The organism is Salinicola peritrichatus (genome assembly GCF_003206715.1).
Classification (GTDB): domain Bacteria; phylum Pseudomonadota; class Gammaproteobacteria; order Pseudomonadales; family Halomonadaceae; genus Salinicola; species Salinicola peritrichatus.
Genome location: NZ_PZJU01000028.1, coordinates 1 through 18,141 on the forward strand (window position 1 = coordinate 1; position 18,141 = coordinate 18,141).

The 18,141-nt window shown below is 63.6% G+C and carries 16 protein-coding genes; 5 read left to right on the top strand and 11 right to left on the bottom strand.

Annotation, left to right across the window (positions count from 1 at the left end; translation table 11 throughout):
• Positions 1 to 56: 56 nt before the first annotated feature.
• The 6 genes from DOM57_RS11210 to DOM57_RS11235 are packed head-to-tail and all read right to left on the bottom strand — an operon-like array spanning position 57 to position 6,105.
• On the bottom strand, positions 57 to 266 hold the full coding sequence (locus DOM57_RS11210) for a hypothetical protein (protein ID WP_110649282.1): 210 nt from the start codon (positions 264 to 266) through the stop codon (positions 57 to 59).
• Positions 267 to 312: 46 nt separating this feature from the next.
• Positions 313 to 2,259 (bottom strand): MGH1-like glycoside hydrolase domain-containing protein, encoded by a 1,947-nt coding sequence (locus DOM57_RS11215; RefSeq protein ID WP_110649283.1) that lies wholly within the window; start codon positions 2,257 to 2,259, stop codon positions 313 to 315.
• Positions 2,256 to 3,311, bottom strand: a complete 1,056-nt coding sequence (locus tag DOM57_RS11220; protein WP_110649284.1) for an ABC transporter ATP-binding protein — start codon at positions 3,309 to 3,311, stop codon at positions 2,256 to 2,258. The genes DOM57_RS11215 and DOM57_RS11220 overlap by 4 nt, the downstream gene beginning before the upstream one ends.
• Positions 3,311 to 4,096 carry an ABC transporter permease gene (locus DOM57_RS11225; protein WP_110649285.1) on the bottom strand — a complete coding sequence of 262 codons (786 nt, stop codon included), beginning with the start codon at positions 4,094 to 4,096 and terminating at the stop codon, positions 3,311 to 3,313. The genes DOM57_RS11220 and DOM57_RS11225 overlap by 1 nt, the downstream gene beginning before the upstream one ends.
• Positions 4,093 to 4,980, bottom strand: coding sequence for an ABC transporter permease (locus tag DOM57_RS11230; protein ID WP_204352942.1), 888 nt, complete (start codon positions 4,978 to 4,980; stop codon positions 4,093 to 4,095). The genes DOM57_RS11225 and DOM57_RS11230 overlap by 4 nt, the downstream gene beginning before the upstream one ends.
• A 9-nt stretch (positions 4,981 to 4,989) precedes the next feature.
• Positions 4,990 to 6,105 carry an ABC transporter substrate-binding protein gene (locus DOM57_RS11235; protein ID WP_204352943.1) on the bottom strand — a complete coding sequence of 372 codons (1,116 nt, stop codon included), beginning with the start codon at positions 6,103 to 6,105 and terminating at the stop codon, positions 4,990 to 4,992.
• Between the two features lie 60 nt (positions 6,106 to 6,165).
• On the opposite strand from DOM57_RS11235, the gene DOM57_RS11240 reads away from it, so the two are divergent.
• Genes DOM57_RS11240 through DOM57_RS11250 form a run of 3 tightly spaced genes read left to right on the top strand, consistent with a single transcriptional unit; the run spans position 6,166 to position 8,863 of the window.
• The gene (locus tag DOM57_RS11240; protein ID WP_110649287.1) at positions 6,166 to 6,873 is read left to right on the top strand and encodes a GntR family transcriptional regulator; all 708 of its coding nucleotides are present in this window, start codon (positions 6,166 to 6,168) and stop codon (positions 6,871 to 6,873) included.
• 2 nt (positions 6,874 to 6,875) lie between these two features.
• Positions 6,876 to 7,904 (top strand): ADP-ribosylglycohydrolase family protein, encoded by a 1,029-nt coding sequence (locus DOM57_RS11245; RefSeq protein WP_110649288.1) that lies wholly within the window; start codon positions 6,876 to 6,878, stop codon positions 7,902 to 7,904.
• An 8-nt stretch (positions 7,905 to 7,912) separates the two neighbouring features.
• Positions 7,913 to 8,863: a PfkB family carbohydrate kinase gene (locus tag DOM57_RS11250; RefSeq protein WP_204352944.1), complete on the top strand. Its 951-nt coding sequence runs from the start codon at positions 7,913 to 7,915 to the stop codon at positions 8,861 to 8,863.
• A gap of 74 nt (positions 8,864 to 8,937) precedes the next feature.
• On the opposite strand, the gene DOM57_RS11255 is transcribed toward DOM57_RS11250, so the two are convergent.
• Positions 8,938 to 10,242 (bottom strand): carbohydrate porin, encoded by a 1,305-nt coding sequence (locus tag DOM57_RS11255; RefSeq protein WP_110649289.1) that lies wholly within the window; start codon positions 10,240 to 10,242, stop codon positions 8,938 to 8,940.
• A gap of 193 nt (positions 10,243 to 10,435) precedes the next feature.
• Between DOM57_RS11255 and DOM57_RS11260 the strand changes: the two genes are divergently transcribed.
• Both DOM57_RS11260 and DOM57_RS11265 read left to right on the top strand, forming a co-directional pair.
• Positions 10,436 to 11,401 (top strand): GlxA family transcriptional regulator, encoded by a 966-nt coding sequence (locus DOM57_RS11260; protein WP_087718404.1) that lies wholly within the window; start codon positions 10,436 to 10,438, stop codon positions 11,399 to 11,401.
• Positions 11,398 to 12,597, top strand: coding sequence for an MFS transporter (locus tag DOM57_RS11265; protein WP_239496192.1), 1,200 nt, complete (start codon positions 11,398 to 11,400; stop codon positions 12,595 to 12,597). The genes DOM57_RS11260 and DOM57_RS11265 overlap by 4 nt, the downstream gene beginning before the upstream one ends.
• A gap of 18 nt (positions 12,598 to 12,615) precedes the next feature.
• Here the strand turns inward: DOM57_RS11265 and DOM57_RS11270 are convergent, their stop codons facing one another.
• The 4 genes from DOM57_RS11270 to DOM57_RS11285 all read right to left on the bottom strand — a co-directional run bounded on the left by DOM57_RS11270 (position 12,616) and on the right by DOM57_RS11285 (position 17,836).
• Complete coding sequence (locus DOM57_RS11270) at positions 12,616 to 14,127, bottom strand: sodium:solute symporter family protein (protein WP_110649290.1); 1,512 nt, start codon at positions 14,125 to 14,127, stop codon at positions 12,616 to 12,618.
• Positions 14,124 to 14,318, bottom strand: coding sequence for a hypothetical protein (locus DOM57_RS11275; protein WP_110649291.1), 195 nt, complete (start codon positions 14,316 to 14,318; stop codon positions 14,124 to 14,126). The genes DOM57_RS11270 and DOM57_RS11275 overlap by 4 nt, the downstream gene beginning before the upstream one ends.
• 99 nt (positions 14,319 to 14,417) lie before the next feature.
• Entirely contained in the window at positions 14,418 to 17,342 is a 2,925-nt protein-coding gene (locus DOM57_RS11280) for a cytochrome c (protein WP_162619512.1), read from the bottom strand.
• Positions 17,339 to 17,836: a (2Fe-2S)-binding protein gene (locus DOM57_RS11285; RefSeq protein ID WP_110649293.1), complete on the bottom strand. Its 498-nt coding sequence runs from the start codon at positions 17,834 to 17,836 to the stop codon at positions 17,339 to 17,341. Before DOM57_RS11285 ends, DOM57_RS11280 begins: the two co-directional genes overlap by 4 nt.
• Positions 17,837 to 18,141: the final 305 nt, after the last annotated feature.

Below are 18,141 nucleotides of genomic sequence, written 5' to 3' on the forward strand. Positions count from 1 at the left end.
TGGGGCGGAGGCGTTTTTCTATTCTATAGCCATAGGACGCTTTCCTATTGCCGGATTCAGTCCTGCTCGCCGCCCGCGATTCCGCCGCCACTCATGAAACGCAACATCAGTTCCATCTGCGCCGTCAGCATCGGCATACCGGTATGAATCGCCTTGCCCCGGCTCCGGGCCAGTTTCAGCAGCTTCGTCATCTCGGGGGCAATGACGCACTCCGCGACCAGATGACTGCTGCCGACGATAGCCTCTGTCTGGCATGGGGATGCCATCCTCCTCCCTCATCCCCAGGCGAGTGGCATTGATCGCAATGTCGAGTCATGTATCCGATGGCTCGCTGCCATTCCCTGCATCCCAAGGCTGGATATCGTCCGGTCCCACCAATGACATCGCCGCCATCAGCACACCCCAGGAGTAAAAGGTATCGGTATCCGGCTGGTCGGTGATCTCGCCCGTCTCGGCATGAAAGTTCTCGCCGCAGAGCCGTTCTTGCCAGCCAGACTGGAACAGTCGCCAGCTATTGTCGGCCAACGCCTGGGCGTGAGCGTGAAATCCGGCACGCTGGAGGCCACGTAGAGTCCAGAAGTTGAGCGTCGGCCAGACGCGACCGCGCCAGTAGACGTTGTCCCGATAGCTGGGATCGTCGCGAGCCACCGAGGGCAACCCGATCTCGCCGCCGAACTTCTCGGGCGGCAGCAGGTAATTGTCGATCAGCGAGGCGGCCTGCGCCGCCGTCGCGACACCGGCCACCAGTGGATAGAACGAGGTCGGCGCCAATTGGCGCACGAAGTCGCCACTACGCAGGCGGTTGGCGAACACACCGCGTTCGGCATCCCAGAGCCGGTCGCGAATCCGCTCGACATGATCCGCATGGCGCACCCGTAACCGAGCCGCAGTATCGACGTCTCCCAGCAGACCCGCCATCTCGATCAGCATTTCGTTGTCCAGCGCCAGCAGGCTGTTGGCGCCGACATCGAATGCCTGCAGCAACCCGGTCTCCGAATCGAAGGGCGCGTCGTCGTGGACCGGGCTGTTGTCCATCGCCGATTCGTTCTTGGCGCCCAGCTTGGTACCACGGTACAACCCTCGCCCCACTCCCGGGGTGGTGCCATAGGCGACCAGCCCCGCGCCGCCCAGTTCGCGTTCGCGCCACCACCAGTCGAAATTGGCCAACAGCTTGGGAAAAGCCCAGCGGATCAAGGATTCGTCGCCGCTGCGCTGATAGAGATTCCACACCACGTAGCCGAGAATCGGCAATTGAGTGCGGTCGATCCAGGCGTCGTTGCCGGTCACCAGACAGGGGAAGTTGCCTGCCTCGGTCTGGAAGGCGAAGATCGCCGCCAGGTTGTCCCTGGCACCCTGGAGGTCGATATGCCCCCATAGCCAGGCATTGAAGGCGACGTCGTCGAGCCAGATGCCGAAGCCACTGAATTTGCGCGCGCTCCAGAAGCGAGTGAGTCCGGTATAAGGCCGCCGATTGATGGCGTCGTAGACATGGTTCCAGCGCATCACGTCGTTGATCGCCTGCAGCGCCTGTTGCGGACTGCCGGCCGGGTGTTCGTCCGCCAGCGTCCAGTCGTCCCGGGTCAGTTCAGGCGTTTCGATCTCGCCCAGGCGGCAGACGATGCGCTGTCGGGGTGCCTCCTCGAGATTGAAACGCAACGCCGCGCAGGTGCCGCTCGTTCCCCGAGAGCCGAGATAGAAATAGCCCTTGTCGACGAACTCGTCGCAGAGCGCGTCGAGGTGGGCATGAAAGGTGGTCAACAGCGGCGCGTTGGCCGCCCTGATCCAAAGCTCGGCTGATTCAGCGACCTGAACAGCGGCCCGCAGCTCGCCTGACTCAGCGGCCCGAAGCTCGCCTGATTCAGCGGCCCGAAGCTCGCCTGACTCGGCGGCCCGCAGCTCGCCGCCCGCCTCGTCGAAACGCCAGCCATCGCCACCGCTCGCCACCAGAACGACCCAGAAGCGTAGCCCCCACTCGCCGGTGCGGCGCGTTCGCCACTCGATCTCCACGCCATCGCTGTCGAATCGGAATCTCCAATCGAGCACGGTGCCGTGGAACTCGCTGCGCAGCCGCGCTTCCCGGCCATCCATAGAGCGCAGGCCCAGCCGAGTTTCTCTTGGCGCCAACAACGATACGGCATTGGCACTGGCCGCGTAGAGCACTGGCGTCAGACGGATGCCGAGTTCCGGATGCATCAGTTCCGCCGGGCGATCCGGACTCCAGGTGCCCCAGCCGAGTCGCCGTCGTCGTGGCTCGTTCATGCCTCGACCGGGATGGTATCCGCCGCGCGCCAGGCCAGGCGTACCCGTTGGCCGGGCTGGAGATCGGCCGCCGCGCGGTTCTGGGCAAAGACTCGCAGGCTGACATCTCCGCGACGCAGTAGGTAGTTCAGGCTGTTGCCGGCGAAGATGATCTCTTCGAGCTCGGCCTCGAGGACATTGCTGTCGCTGGAAATCGCGGCATCCGCTGCAACGATCGCGATCTTCTCCGGGCGTACCGCACAGGTGACCGGCCCCGTCCTTGCCAGCGGCTCCAGGGTTCTCAAGCGGGCGCCATCGGCAAGCGCCAACTCGCCATCGTCGGCGCTGCCGTCGAACAGGTTGGCATCACCGAGGAACGTCGCCGCGAAGGCGGTCGCCGGACGCTCGTAGAGTTCGCGCGGCGTCCCTTCCTGGAGCAGCTTGCCATCCTTGAGTACCCCGACCTTGTCGCTCAACGTCAGCGCCTCTTCCTGGTCGTGGGTGACGAAGATCGTGGTGATGCCGACCTCGCGCTGGATACGTTTCAACTCGACCTGCATGCCGAGACGCAGCGCCTTGTCGAGGGCGCTGAGCGGCTCGTCGAGCAGCAACACCCGGGGGCGGAAGACGATCGCGCGGGCCAACGCCACGCGCTGCCGCTGACCGCCGGAGAGTTGATGCGGCTTGCGGTCGTCGTAACCGGACAGTCTCACCAGCTCCAACGCCTCACCGACGCGCGCCTCGATCTCGCGTTTGGGGGTGTTGCGCACCATCAGTCCGAAGGCCACGTTGTCGAACACGCTCATGTTGGGGAACAGTGCGTAATTCTGAAACATCATGCCGATGTTGCGCTTCTCCACCGGCAGCGATTCGACCGCCTCGCCGCCGATCAGAATCTCGCCGCTATCGGGAAAGCTGAACCCGGCGATCTGGCGCAGCAGCGTGGTCTTGCCACTACCGGAGGGCCCCAACAAGGCATAAAAACCACCATCGGAGAACTCGATCGAGACGTCGCTCAGCGCCTGAAAGTCGCCGAAGGCCTTGTTGACATGGGATACGGTGACGGATGCCATCAGCGATCGCCTCCAAAACGGTAGAAACGGGACACGATCACCAGCAACGTGATGGAGAAGGCGATCACGAGGGTGGAGATGGCGTTGATCTCCGGCGTGAAGCCCTTCTTGATCGCGGTGTAGATCTCTACCGGCAGCGTGCTGACGCCGGGCACGGAGAGGAAGTACGAAATCACGAACTGATCGAACGAGACCGCAAAGGCAAACAGCGCCCCGGCAATGAAACCCGGTGCCAGATAAGGCAAGGTCACATGGCGGACCACCTGCCACGGGCTGGCGCCCAGCGAGCGTGCGGCCGACTCCAGATCCGGGTCGAACCCCTTGATCCGCGCCGAGACGACGATGATCACGTAGGGCAAGGCCAGGGCCACGTGTCCCAGGATCATCGCGTGCAGCCCACGTCCGATGCCGCTCCAGAAGAAGAACATCAGCATCGCGGTGCCGGTGATCAGCCAGGGGATGGCGATCGGCGGAAACAGCGCCGCCTGCAGCACTTTCTTGAAGCGGAAATCATAACGGAAGAACGCGATCGATGCTGCCGTGCCTAGCACGCTGGCGATCGCCGTGGTCACCAGCGCCACCACAATGCTGTTGCGTGTCGCCTCCAGCAACCGAGCATTGGAGGCCAGTTTGACGTACCAGTCGAAGCTCCAGTCGATCGGCAACATGTAGAACTGCGAGGCGTTGAACGACATCGCCGCCATCACCAGAATCGGTACATAGAGAAACGCCAGCACCAGACCGAGATAGACTCGCGCCAGCACGTTGATCGGCCGGGCCTTCATGACGCCCTCCTCAGGATCGGCTGAAAGATGGCAAAGATGATCATCACGCAGGCCAGCAGTATGAACGACAGCGCCGCACCCAAAGGCCAGTTGAACACCGCCGTGAATTGGTCTTCGATCACGGTGCCGAGAAAGGTGCCTTCCCGACCACCGAGAATGCGTGGCTCCATGAACGAGCCGATCACCGGCACGAAGATCAGCACCGCGCCAGCGACGATGCCAGGCATCGATAGCGGCAGGATAATGCGCCGCAGCACCGTCAGCCGGCTGGCACCCATCGAGCGCGCGGCATCGATCAGATCGTCATCGATGGTCGACAATGAGATGTAGCAGGTGAGGATCATGTACGGCAGATAGGAGTGGACCAGGCCGATCACCACCGCTGCGTAGGTGAACATCAGATCGAGCGAGCCGAAACCGGGAATTAGCCAGTCGAGAAAGCGCTCCAGAATGCCATTGCCGCGCAATACCATGGTCCAGGAGAACACCCGGATCAGCGCGTTGCTCCAGAACGGGATGATCACCATCAGAAACAGCGCTTCGCGCCAGCGCCCCTTGATCGTCTTGGCCAGCACGTAGGCACAGGGAAACCCGATGACGAAGCACCACAACGCCACTTCGAAACCCAGGCGCAGCGAACGCCACATCAGCGTACGGTAAAAGTCCTGCTGGAAGAAGGCGGCGTAGTTGGCCAGCGTGGCATGCCAGTCGCGCGCGGCCAACGGCACATCACTCAGGAAGCTGAAGTAGAACATCGCCGCCAGCGGCAGCAGCACGGTGACGACCAGCCACAGATAGGCCGGCCCCGTCAGCGCCAGAATGCTTCTGGCATTCGAGGGCCGACGATGGTTCATCGGCGCGGTCGTGGTGTCGGAAACGGCCATCTCCCCGAATCACTCCTGATAGAAGGTCTTGGTTTCCTGCCACACCTCGAGCATCTTCTCGCGGGTCTCGTCGCTCATCGGCCCCATGAACGGCAGGCTCTTGACCTCCTTGAGCTGCGCGATCAACTGCTTGTTGAAGGCGCCTTCCGGCAATTGTTCCACTGCCTTTTCATTGGCGGAGATCGGTGCGCCCACCTCGGTATCCCACTGCACGTAGAACTCGGGATCGATCATCCAGTCGATGAACTGCTTGGCGGCTTCGGGATGTGGCGCATCGGTCGGAATCGACAAGCCGTCGAGCCAGGCGATGGCGCCTTCACGCGGCACCACGAACTCGATCGGCAAGCCGAAGTTCTGCTTCGAGCGCGCCGCGGAACCGCTCCAGTAGGTGGCGAGATCGAATTCGCCGGAAGACATGTACTGGTTCCACTCGTTCTCGGAGTTCCAGAAGGTGCGGATCTGCGGTTTGAGGGCATGCAAGCGCTCGCGAATGACATCGTAATCGCTCGGATCGTTGATGTCCTGGCCAGTGGCCAGCGCGGCGAACTGACAGGATTCGACAGCGTCGTCGCGCCAACCGAGCCGCCCCGCGTGTGCGGGATTCCATAATTCCATGAGGGAGTCGGGCTTCTCGTCGAATGCGCCGGTATTGATGGCGAAAGAGGTCACCCCCCACAACCAGGCGATCCCGTAGAGTTTGCCGTCGTATTGAAGATTGGGATTGTGGGCAAGACGTGCCTGAAGCCCTTCGCTGTGCGGGAAATCGGTCAGATCGAGGGGCTGAATCAGCCCCTCTTCGGCAGCCTGTTGGGTGTAGGCGGAGTTGATCAACACCACGTCGTAGGTACCGGGGTTGGTCCGCAACTTGGTCAGCATCTCCTGCTCGGAGTTGAAGTACTCGTGCTCGACGGTGTTGCCAGTGGCTGCCTCGAACTTCTCGAGCGACCAATCCTCGTCGGTCCCGTAGCCCTGCCAGTTGAGCACGCGAATCGTATCGGCGTGCGCCAGTCCGGTCATCGAGGCCATGCTCACGGCAAGCGTGAGAAAACGGATGCAGTCGTGCCCTTTCATGGTAATGCCCCTTTCGTTGTCGAATTGTTCTTCGGCTGCTAGCAATTGCGTCATGTTGTCATCACCAACGCAAAGTACTTGATCGGCATTTCGCTTCACTGTACAAGACTAAACATGCACAAACCTGTTCGATTTGACAAGAAGCAACGCGTCATCGACGAACTGACTCGGCGTATCCGCAGCGGTCGGTTGCGTCGCGGCAAACGGTTGCCTGGAGAACACCAGCTGGCCGAAGAGCTCGAGGTCAGCCGTGGCACGCTGCGCGAAGCACTGCTCGAACTCAAGCGGCAGCGCTATATCGCCACGCAAACCGGCGTTGGCTCCATTGTCACTTACGACGGAGTCGAGCTTGATCAACAAAGCGGCTGGGCCCGCGCACTGGCCGATAGCGGCGCCGGCCTTCAAGTCGAACTGCTGCGACTGGCGCCAGTTGCGGATGCCGAGTTGCAGGCCCGTCATGGCATCGACCGTTTCATCGCCGTGGACCGGCGACGATTCACCGGCGATGGCCAGTTCGTCTCGCTGGAGCGCTCTCGCGTGCCCGCCCTGCCCGCGCTCATCGATCTGCCTCAACGAGGCCTGCTCGACGATTCGCTGATGGCCACCCTCAATGCCGCGGGACTGCATTTCGAAGGTGGCGAGCAAAGCGTCGACATTGCCTATCTCGATGCCGAGGACGCGGCTTTGCTCGCCCGCGACGTAGGCACCCCCTTCCTGCGCTCGACGCGAACGACTTTCACTCAGGAAGGCGTATTGGTCGAGCACGTGGTGAGTCTGCTCGATCCCAACCATTTTCGCCTCCATCTACACTTTGGAACCTGACCATGCCCGATGCCGCCGATACCGTCCACCTGCTTCGCCAACGCGCGCTCGGCGCCTTTTACGGCCTAGCCCTGGGCGATGCGCTCGGCATGCCGACCCAATCGTTGAGCCGCGCGCAGATCGCGGCAACCTTTGGTGAAATCACCACGCTGGTCGACGCTCGCGCCGATCAACCGATCGCCCCCAACATGCCGGCGGGCAGCATCACCGACGATACCGAACAGGCTCTCCTGGTCGCGGATCTGTTGATCGACGGTCATGGCTCGATAGCGCCTCTGGAATTCGCGCGGCGCCTGATCGCGTGGGAGAACGACATGCGCGCGCGGGGCTCTCTCGACCTGCTCGGGCCATCGACCAAACGTGCCCTGGAACGCATCACCGCGGGCGTCCCGCCCGGGGAAGCCGGTCGTTTCGGCGCCACCAATGGCGCCGCCATGCGCATCGCCCCGGTAGGCATCGCATTCGACGTGTCGCGACCGCAAAGCTTTCTCGAGGCGGTCCATGGCGCCAGCAGCGTGACCCACAATACCAGCCTGGGGATTGCCGGAGCCGCAGCCGTGGCGGCGACGATTTCCGCCGGCGTCAACGGCGCCCCGCTGTCTCGGGCGCTCGATGTCGGCGTCGACTTCGCCGAGCGCGGCGAACGACTCGGTCACTGGTTCGCCGGCGCGCGTATCGCGCCGAAGATATGCTGGGCTCGATTGCTGTTGGAAGAGGCCAGCGACAGCGAAGCTATCACCTATCTCAACGATCTGGTCGGCACCTCGGTGCTGGCGCAGGAATCCATCGTGGCCGCGTTCGCCCTTGCCGAACTGGCTGGCGACGATCCTCAGCGCGCTCTCTGCCTGGCCGCGAGTCTTGGCGGCGATACCGATACCATCGCCGCGATTCTCGGCGCCATGCTGGGAGCCTGTCACGGACTGGATGGCTTGCCTGACGAGTGGGTGGCCCAAGTCAGGCGCGTCAATCGACTGGATCTCGAGGCACGCGTCGAGGCACTGCTGGCACTGCGCGGGCGCGTCGAATCGTGACATCCCCCATGAACTCGACGAGCGTCCCCATTCCCAGGCTGTGGCACACTGGTCAGGCGGTCGTCGATATCGTGATGACGATCGACGAACTACCGGCGCCAGGCGGCGATACCATCGCGCAATCGACGAGCTACGAGGTCGGCGGCGGCTTCAATGTCATGGCCGCCGCTCGCCGCTACGGGATGCCAGTGGTCTACGCCGGCAAACATGGGACCGGCCCGATGGGAGACCGCGTACGCGACGCACTGGTTTCCGAAGGCATCGTACTGGCGAGCGCGGCGGACCCCGACGGCGATAGCGGCTTCTGCGTCGCGCTGATCGACGAACAGGGAGAACGTACCTTCATTTCCCAAGTCGGGATCGAGGGGCATGTCGACCACGAGACTCTTGGCGCCCTATCACCGCCACCAGCCGACTGGGTCTATATCAGCGGCTACAGCCTTGCCTATCCCGGCAAAGCCGACCCGCTGCTCGACTGGCTGGACACGCTGGACGAGACCGTCTCGGTGGTCTTCGACCCCGGCCCGCTGGTGGCACGAATCGACCGCAGCGCGCTCCAGCGACTACTGCCACGAATCACGCTATGGAGCAGCAATGCCGATGAAACGCGCGGCTGGACGGGGTTGGCTGACCTGTCGGTAGGCGTGGAGGCGATCGCCTCTCGTCTGGCCGAATCCGCAACCGTCATCGTGCGCGACGGCCCCCGCGGCTGCTGGTTGCGTCGGCTGGGGGAAACATGGTTGGTCGAGGGGTTTTCCACCGTGGCCGTCGATACCAACGGCGCCGGCGATGCGCATACCGGCGTACTGATCGCCGCGCTGGCGGAAGGATCGAGCCTGCCGGACGCTTGTGTCCGCGCAAACGCCGCAGCCGCCATCGCCGTTTCACGCCGGGGACCGGCGACGGCCCCCACTCGTACCGAACTGGAGGCCTTTCTCGCCATGCATGGCGTCAACTAGCCACCTGTGCATTACCCCCGTCCGGCAAGGACAACGGCGGCCCTAGGGCCGCCGTTTTCTTGTGCCCGCTTCGCTCAGAAACTCGCCTTGAGCGTGGTACCGGCAACCCAGGCATTGTCGACGGAATCCACCGCCGATGGATTGACCACGTACTGCAGGTTGGGTCGTAGCGTCAGGTAGTTGGTGAGATTGAAGCTGTAGTAGAGCTCGGCGTCGTACTCATGCCCCTGGCGCGGCAGCGGGGAGAGAGAACCGGCCGGAGTGGTGTTGTAGTAGTCGATGTAATCGTTGACGTCGTCGTTGACGTGCAGATAGGCCAGACCGATACCGGCATCGTCCTGCGGACGAGCATCGAAAGGCCCCGCGTAGGTCGCCCCGACCGAAACATAGCGATCGAGACCGGCGGTATCGCCATGATTGACGAGGCCCATGCTGAATAGCGTCAGGCCGCGATCCGGATTGCCGTCGCGTGTCGTTACCTGCTGCTGAACCACGTAATAGAGACCGCTGCTGGTATCGTTGGTGCTGGAGGCCGGACGATCGCCGTAGGCGCGATTCTTGACGTTGTTATAGTAGTATCCGAGTTTGTAGGCGCCGGACAAACCATTGATCTCGGGCGTATATCCCAGCTCGATCGGATAGAGGGTTCCCTCGCTGTCGCTGGTGCGCAAGTCGAAGCCGTGATCGTTTTCCAGGTTGCTGTCGTTGATGTTGAAGGCGCCGATCTGGGCATACCACTGCGGCGTGAAATTGGCTCTCACCACCGCCGCCCACTGGGCGATCGGCCAGTTGTAGATATTATTGCCCCAGTTGCCTGGCTGACCGCTACCGAACGCCAGGTTCTGGAAATTGCTGTCGATGGTGGCGAAATCATCTCCGACCGGAATGCGCCCCAACTTGACCGCCAGCGCATCGTCGAAAAAGCGCTGGCGGTACCAGAATTGGGTCAATCGCGTGACCGGGCCGCGCCCCTGCACTTCCTGCACCGAGGAGCCGCCGACCGTCGCGTCCGGATCGCTCATGCGGTCGTTGACGCTATGCCCGTTACGGTTGGTCACCGTGACCTGGAACTCGGCGTCGGGAATCCCCACGAGACGGTCGAGATCGAAATTGGCACCGACCGCGAACTGATCGGCGTACTTCGTCACGTGGCTGTCGCGGTAGCCGCCATCGAGAATGGTCGCCGCTTCACCCACGTAGTCGAAGTTGAAAGAGACTCCGGCTTCTTCCAGCGCCGTGCGCTCGCCACCCCAGTCACCAAACATGTAGGGGGAATCCGGTGAAAACGCGGAATAGGCCTGAGCCGAACCCGCCAGAAACAAGCTACCCATAAGCATCAATGGCAATCCACCGACACGGCGAGAAATTGAAGGTGACATGGCGTTCTCCAACTTAGTTAGTAGAATAAACTTTAAGAATAATCCGCAAATCCTCTCCATGGAAAGCACCGGAAAACATCCAAAAGTTGTAAAGTCGACTAAAGAATGAGGTGTCGTTTTTGGTGGGATCGATGTCATTGCCGACATCCCGCAGCGGCTTCAGACTGTGACGACGCTTTCCGGATGCCGCTAGATGACGCACACCATCGACCTTTTCGCCTACACCGACTGCCAATTGCTGGATGTCAGTGGCCCCTGGCAGGTTTTCGCCAGCGCCAACGACGAAGCTGCGGCACCGCTTTATCGACTGCGCCTGCTGGCCGCAACCGCAGGCCCGATACGCACCAATAGTGGCATGTCCCTGATAGCCACCCATGCCCTGGCCGAGACCACGCCGGGCGATACCCTGCTGATTGCCGGCGGCCATGGCGTCCATGCGCTGGGCGACACCATCGTCCAGGCGTTGGGTGAACGCGCGCGCTCGACGCCCCGAGTCGGCTCGGTCTGCACCGGCGCCTTTGCCCTGGCCCGGGCCGGTCTGCTCGAAGGCAGACGCGCCACCACTCACTGGCGCCAGGCGCAGCGGCTCGCCGCTGAATTCCCCGGAATACGAGTCAGCGCCGAGGCGCTCTATCTGGAGAGTGGCGGCATCCATACCAGCGCAGGCGTCACGGCCGGCATCGACCTGGCGCTCGCGCTGGTGGCCCGTGACCATGGCGATGCGCTGGCCGGCCGCGTCGCCCGCGAACTGGTGATGTTTCTGCATCGCCCCGGCGACCAGGCACAGTTCAGCGAAGGCCTGCGTTGCCAGCTCGCCAGCCAGGGACGCCTGCGTCGGCTGATCGACGAGGTACTGACGAATCCATTGCAGGCATGGGACAGCGAGACCCTCGCCGCCCGAATGGCAGTGACACCCCGCCACTTCCAGCGCCTCTTCCGCCAGCAGTTGCAGATGACGCCGGGGGAGTTCCTCACCCGCCTGCGGCTCGAATCGGCGCGTCGATCGCTGGCGGAGAGCGATGCCTCGCTGTCGCGCATTGCCGAACATTGCCGGTTGGGCAGCAGCGAACAACTCAGACGCCTGTTCCAGCGCCACTATGGCCTTGCACCCAGTGTCTACCGTGCGCGTTTCGGTCATCGACAACCGGAGGTCTCATGACATCACCAGTATCGGCTCGCCTGCCGGTTGCCGTGTGGGGGCTGGCACTGTGCCAGGCGCTACTGGTCAGCGGCAATGTGCTGCTGATCGCCTCGTCGCCATTGATCGGGGCGGCACTCTCCCCCTCCGCCGACTGGAGCACGCTGCCGGTGGCCGCACAGCTGTTGGGATTGACCGCGGCAACCCTGCCGGCCGGCTGGCTCACCGCGCGCCTTGGCCGCAAGCGCACCTTTCTGATCGGTAACCTGGTCGGGCTAGCAGGCATCGTTGGCTGCCTGTTGGCGTTGATCGACGAACACTTCTGGCTATTCAACCTCGGCACCTTCGCCATCGGTATGAGCATCGGCGTCGGCATGCTTTACCGCTTCGCCGCGGTGGACGCCGCCGACATTCGCCAGCGTGACAGCGCCATCAGCGTGGTAATGGCCGGCGGTATCGTCGCCGCCCTGCTCGGCCCGTGGATGGCCCGACGCTTACAAAACGTCTTCGAGGTTCCCTTCCTGGGCAGTTTCTTCGGCCTGGCAAGCCTTTATCTCGCAGCCCTGATAATCCTACAGGCCCTTGTGCTGCCCGCCCCCAACGATCGAGACGCGCCCCGTCCCGCCCGTTCTCTGCACTTGCTGCTGCGCCAGCCGCAATCGCTGGCGGCGATAGTCAGTGCCGCGCTGGGCTATGCCGTCATGAATCTGTCGATGACCGCCACCCCGCTGGCGATGTCGCAGGCCGGCCACGCCTTCGGCGAGGTCGCCAGCGTTATCCAGTGGCACATGCTGGCGATGTTCGCGCCCTCCTTTTTCACCGGACGCCTGACCCGGCGTTTCGGTCACGCCAACATGATCGCAGCGGGCGCCGTGTGCCTGCTCGGCAGCGTCCTGTGCGCCTGGCTGACGCCCCAGCTCTGGGCCTTCGGCGCCGGTCTGCTGCTGCTGGGCCTGGGCTGGAACTTCACCTTCCTGCCGGCCAGCGCCTGGCTGACGACCACCTATCGTCCCGCGGAGGCGCCGCGGGTCCAGGCGGTCAACGACTGCATCGTGTTCTCGCTGACCTGCCTGTCGGCCCTGCTGGCCGGCCCGTTGAATGCCTGGTTGGGCTGGCAGGCGCTGAATCTGGTATTGATTCCGGCCATCGCTGTACTGCTGGCGATCGCGGTGGCGATGCGCCGACGCCCCGGGGGCACACTGACCGCCCAGCAGTAACGAGGCACGGCACCTCCGTCAAGCGAGCGGCGAACGCTCGACGCTGGCGGCCCCGGAATCCGGCCCGGCAGTGCCAGCGGTGGTCATGAACGCCTCGGCCGTCTCGCGCGAGGTGCGAGTCGCCAGGCTGACCGCCACGAACAGCACCACCGCGATCGGCAACGCCCAGATACCGGGGGGCAGGCCGAGCGGTTTGGCACCGGTGGCATAGAGATAGATCACCGCCAGCCCGCCGATCACGATACTGGCAAGCGCTCCGGCTGCCGTTCCGCGCTTCCAGTAGAAGGCGCCGATGATTGCCGGTACGATCACCACCAGGCCGGTCGATGCCGCCACCGACAACACCGCGATCAGGTTGAGCTGCAGTTCGGCGAAGACGAACGCCAGAATCGCGATGACCGGCAGTACCCACTTGCCGACCTTGAGCTGGCGGGATTCGCTGGCCTGGGCCGCGACGTTGGCGTAGACGTCACGCGAGAGCATCGACGACAGCGTCAGCATGATCGAGTCGATAGTCGACACCGCCGCCGCCAGAATGCCCACCATCACGGTCACCCCCAGCACCGGCGGCACGTGTTCGGAGGCCAGCAGTGTCGGCGTCGCCAGGTCGGACTTGGCCAGGTCGGGAAAGGCTACCAGCGCCGAGAAGCCCCACAGCACCGAGACCACGGTATAGATGAAGCCGAACACCAGGAAACCGATCAGCATCTGGCGCATCGACTTGAGCGACGACGGCATGAACAGCCGCTGGCTCACCTGGGGGTTGGAGAGGCTGAAGAAGAACCAGGGAATGGTTAGCCCCAGGAAGGTGATGAAGCTGAACAGTCCCGGCCCCGGTACGCTCAGGCTGTCGGGATGCTCGGCTGCCAGCGTATCGAACAGGCCCGAGAAACCGCCGAGGGAGTGCACCACCAGCAGCGCCACCAGCGTCGAGGCGACGATCATGAACAGCGCCTGCAGCGAATCGGTCCACATCACCGAGCGGATGCCGGCGATATAGGAGAACAGGATCGCCAGCACGGTGGAGACGACCACTCCGGTAGTGAAAGAGATCGCGCCGCCGCTCATGCCGGCCAACAGATAACCCACGCCGGCGAGCTGTACCGCGGCGTAGGGAATCAGGAACAGACAACTGGCCAGCGCGGTGACCACCGCGACTTTCTTGTCGCCGTAGCGATGACCCAGCATTTCGCTGGGCGTCACGTAGCCGAAGCGCTTGCCGACCGCCCAGAACTTGGGACCGAAGATCGCCACCAGCGAGACCCCGGCAAAGTAGACGATCTCGAAACCGAACGCCCCGACGCCGCCGGCGTAGGTCAGGCCCGCCAGTCCGACCATCATGAAAGCGCTGTAGGTGGTGGCGCTGTAGCTCAACGCCGAGACGAAGCCGTTCATCTGCCGGTTGCCGAGGAAATAGCCCGACATGTCGACCTGATCGCCGTTGGTTGCCTCGCCCCGCGACAGGTAGGCCACGACGAGCGCTATTACCAGGTAGACGGCGACCGCCCCCCATATCAGTCCGGTACTCATCGTTCAGCCTCCGACTCGTCTTTGAAATCGCTGGTAATCAGGATGTTGGCGACGATTACCAGAACGCCGACCACGCACCAGAACAGAAAACTGCCGTACCATGCCTGGACCCGGCCGAGCAGGCCATAGGGCACCAGATAACAGAGCAGGACCAGCAGCCAGACGGCCCATATCCACTTGCGAGTACTCATCGTCTCTCTCCTTGCTTGTTGTTTTGGAATCGTTCGGCTCTTTTGGCATTGCACCTGACCTGGCATTGCGCCTGTCGTTGCACTTGCCGTTTCGGCCCCTCAAGGCCCGGCGGCCGTGGCACGCAACGCACCGATTCGAGCCTCCAGGTTCTGCCACGCGGGCTCTCCCGGGGCGAAGCGCGCCCTCAGATAACCCATCAGGTCGCTTAATTGGGAATCGGAGAATTGCTCCCGAAACGCCGGCATTTCGCCGGCGTTTTCCCCGCCGGCACGAGGCGCCACGACACCGTCGAGAATCGCCTGGATGACGTTATCGGGCCGCTCGCTGTGCAGATTGGTATTCAGTGCCAGAGAGGTTTCCGCGCGGGAGAAGACGGCAACCGTATCAGCGTCGTGACAGGATGCACAGGCACCATTGTACAGGCGCTCGCCGGATTCGAACCCATCGACCGTAGCCGCCGACTTTGCCAGTGTGGCCTCGGCCATGCGGGCGGCTTCGGCGGTATCGGTGATCGGCAGCAACGAGGCCACGTAGTGCGCGATCGCACGTACATCGCTTTCCGGCAACTCGGCGAGTCCGGCGACCACCGGTGCCATAGGGCCGGCGGCGACGCCATGATGCTCGGCGCGACCGCCGCGAAGGTAGTCGTACAGGGCGGTCTCGGTCCACGCCACCGGTGCCTTCGAAAGCGCGTTGAGTGCCGGCGCCTCCCAACCGTCGACCAGCGCGCCGCCCAAGTAGTCGTCGCCGTTTTTTTCCGCCCCCATGGCGTTGCGCGGCGAATGGCAGGCACTGCAATGGCCCGCGCCCTCGGCGAGGTAGGCGCCGCGGTTCCACAGCGCACTGCGCGTCGGGTCCGGGATGAAGGGCTTGGGATCGTGATAGAGCGCGTTCCAGCCGGCCATCAATCCGCGGATATTGAACGGAAAGCGCAGATCGTTTTCCACCGCCGGGGCTGCCGTCGGCGGCTGCGTCATCAGGTAGGCGTAGAGCGACTGCATGTCGGCGTCGCTCAACTTGGCAAAAGCGGTGTAGGGAAAGGCAGGATAGAGATGGCGACCGTCGCGGCTGACGCCGTGACGCATGGCGCGCTCGAAGGCGGCGTAGGACCAGTTGCCGATGCCGGTGCTCTCATCCGGCGTGATATTGGTGCTGTAGAGCGTGCCGAACGGGGTATCGAAGGCGCGCCCGCCGGCGTTGGTCTCGCCGTCCGGCCCGGCGGTGTGACATACCGCACAGTCGCCCGCCTCGGCCACCAGCCGTCCGCGTTCGATCGCCGCCTGGGAGTAGAGACCGGCCGCCGGATGGGGAATCGGTGCCATCGCCGGCTGCCAGGGCATCATGCCGGCAGCGACGCTCCCCATCGCCACTAGCGAGGCCGCCGCGCCGAGCCAGCCCTTGCGCCGCCACGGCCGCCGCGCCGGCAGGCCTGGATCGGGACGAGTATCGGCCGCCTCGCCCTGGAGCGCGGCGCGAACGCGAGCCGGCGTGAAAGGCGGTTGGCGAAAGCGCTGACCGGTGGCATCGAACAGCGCATTGGCGATGGCCGCCGTTCCGGGGGCGAGCGTCGCTGCGCTCAAGCGCCAGGAAGGCGTTCCACCTTCGATCCTGGCAGCCGGCAGTCTCGGCGATGTCGTCGGCGGCGTTCCGAGGGGCGCTATCATGGCATCGATTGCCGGAGGGTCGCCGGCGCTTGCGGCGTCGCGCCCCCACTGGTCGAAGTCGCCGGATTGTGTAACCAGCGGAAAGGATGGCTTGAGCAATGCGTGCTCGAGGGCCTTGCCCAGCGCGATCTCGTCCGGCGCTGCGCCGGCATCCTGTCCGACGACGACCCGCGACAGCGCCACCTCGCCAGTGACCGGGTCGACGGCCACGTCGGCGATCCAGGCGGCGCGCGTGCCGGCCTCGAGGCTGTCCTGCACGTTCGGCACGTGGCAGTAGGCAAATCCTCTTCCGTGCAGCAGCCCTTCGACGGGAATGCGCGCCCGATCCCGATGGCGAACCGGGGAACGCCACTGCGCGCGCTCGCGCACGGCCTCGATCAGGCGTTTGCCGCGCGTGTCCTCCATCAGTTCCAGACGCAGCTCCAGCGGGTCGCGCTGTCGCTCGTCGGCCCATTCGTCGAGGAAGGATTCCTCGGCAAAAAGCCGAGGGGTATCGTCCCCGTCGGGAGCGTCATCGGCCTCGGGATGAGCACCGACATACGGAGAAGCCCTCTCCGCCGACGAATTCCCCGCCGGCTCGCGGCACTCGGGCCGGGTCAGCATCAACGCCACCACGGGGGCTGCTCCGGGAGAGGCCGTTTTCAACGCGAGCCGCTCGGGAGCCGCCCCCTCTCCCCACCCGCGAACCACCCAGCGCTGCGCCATTCCCAGAGCGTCGACGTCGCGCTGATAGTTCGGGTCGAGCCGGATCGCTATCGGCAGGCCGATACGTTGAGAGACGAAAGCGGCATCGGCGGCGGCATCGTCGCTCGCCAGGCGCCCGAGCCCGGTTCCGCTCCTGTCACTGAACAGCTCGATCGCGTCCGGCGCCAGCGACAGCAGCATCGACAGATCCTGGCGCAACACCTCGGGCGTCGCCGTTCCCACCCACAGGCGCGCCGCGTGCGTCGTGCAGTCGGCGACCACCCACGCCTCGGATTCCCCCCACCCCAGTCGACTGGGCCAGCGGTAATGGCGGGAAAGCACGCCTGCGACGCGATCGCTGGATTCGACGCTCGTATTCCCTCGAATGTCGGGAGACGTCCAATGCACACGCAAACGATCGGCGGCCAGCGCGGCCAAGGAAGGCTCCGTGGCGACCACGGCAACGAAGTCCCCCGCCTCGATGACAGTGATTCTCTCGCCCAGCGAGCCCAGCGACGCGCGATCGACATCCAACAGCCGCGCGCTCTCGAATCGCCCTTCATGCCAACGGTAGAAAGCGGGACGGATCACCGCCGCATAGTGCACCGGACCGCTGACGCTATCCGCGGCACAGGGCAACGGGCCCGCGACAGGCTGCGAAATCCTGCCGCTCAAGTTGCGCTCTCCCCATCGGCCACGTCGGCGAGATTCAGCTCGATGGCCAGCGTCGCCGCCTGCAGGATCGCGATGTGCGTGCCGCAGCGGCAGAGATTGTGCTTCAGCGCCGCGATGATCTGCTGCCGATCCGGTCGTTGGAACTGATTGAGCAAGCCCCTGACGGTCATGATCATGCCGTTCAGGCAGTAACCGCATTGTGCCGCCTGACACTCGACGAATGCCGTCTGCACCGGATCCGGCCGCCCATCGCGGACGAGCCCTTCGAGCGTCGTGACATGGCGACCGGCGACCGCACCGAGTGATATCACGCAGGAACGCGCCGCCCGGCCGTCGACCAGCACGCTGCAGGCGCCACACTGACCGAGACCGCAACCGTACTTCGGGCCATTGAGGGCGAGATCGTTGCGCAGTACATGCAGCAACGGCGTGGTGGGGTCGAGCGCGAACCGCTCCGACCGACCGTTGACCGTAAGGTTGATGCAATCCGCCATGCCGTTCTCGTTTGGATTTGTTGGCAAGCCAGGCAGTGCACTGGTCCGGACACTGCCATGGTGCAATCGGATCAGCTTAAAGCCCATATGGTGCATACACACAATAACAGCGTAATTTCCTTTATATCACTGCCTCGACAAATGAATCAAGAATCATATAAAACAGCGACGAAACCCAATAAACTCAATAAAATTCAAAAACTTAAATACAAATCATACCATCAATGGATCATCGAAAGATGATGCCAAAAAGCTTGTTGACTCCAACAGATATGGTGTATACGTTTTTAAGCCGAGCCGGATCG

Coding starts and splice junctions, on each gene's coding strand:
- DOM57_RS11220 (WP_110649284.1), bottom strand. CDS start 3,311: ATGGCATCCGTCACCGTATCCCATGTCAACAAGGCCTTCGGCGACTTT.
- DOM57_RS11285 (WP_110649293.1), bottom strand. CDS start 17,836: ATGGCGGATTGCATCAACCTTACGGTCAACGGTCGGTCGGAGCGGTTC.
- DOM57_RS11225 (WP_110649285.1), bottom strand. CDS start 4,096: ATGAAGGCCCGGCCGATCAACGTGCTGGCGCGAGTCTATCTCGGTCTG.
- DOM57_RS11240 (WP_110649287.1), top strand. CDS start 6,166: ATGCACAAACCTGTTCGATTTGACAAGAAGCAACGCGTCATCGACGAA.
- DOM57_RS11245 (WP_110649288.1), top strand. CDS start 6,876: ATGCCCGATGCCGCCGATACCGTCCACCTGCTTCGCCAACGCGCGCTC.
- DOM57_RS11270 (WP_110649290.1), bottom strand. CDS start 14,127: ATGAGTACCGGACTGATATGGGGGGCGGTCGCCGTCTACCTGGTAATA.
- DOM57_RS11235 (WP_204352943.1), bottom strand. CDS start 6,105: ATGACGCAATTGCTAGCAGCCGAAGAACAATTCGACAACGAAAGGGGC.
- DOM57_RS11265 (WP_239496192.1), top strand. CDS start 11,398: ATGACATCACCAGTATCGGCTCGCCTGCCGGTTGCCGTGTGGGGGCTG.
- DOM57_RS11250 (WP_204352944.1), top strand. CDS start 7,913: ATGAACTCGACGAGCGTCCCCATTCCCAGGCTGTGGCACACTGGTCAG.
- DOM57_RS11230 (WP_204352942.1), bottom strand. CDS start 4,980: ATGGCCGTTTCCGACACCACGACCGCGCCGATGAACCATCGTCGGCCC.
- DOM57_RS11210 (WP_110649282.1), bottom strand. CDS start 266: ATGGCATCCCCATGCCAGACAGAGGCTATCGTCGGCAGCAGTCATCTG.
- DOM57_RS11215 (WP_110649283.1), bottom strand. CDS start 2,259: ATGAACGAGCCACGACGACGGCGACTCGGCTGGGGCACCTGGAGTCCG.
- DOM57_RS11260 (WP_087718404.1), top strand. CDS start 10,436: ATGACGCACACCATCGACCTTTTCGCCTACACCGACTGCCAATTGCTG.
- DOM57_RS11255 (WP_110649289.1), bottom strand. CDS start 10,242: ATGTCACCTTCAATTTCTCGCCGTGTCGGTGGATTGCCATTGATGCTT.
- DOM57_RS11275 (WP_110649291.1), bottom strand. CDS start 14,318: ATGAGTACTCGCAAGTGGATATGGGCCGTCTGGCTGCTGGTCCTGCTC.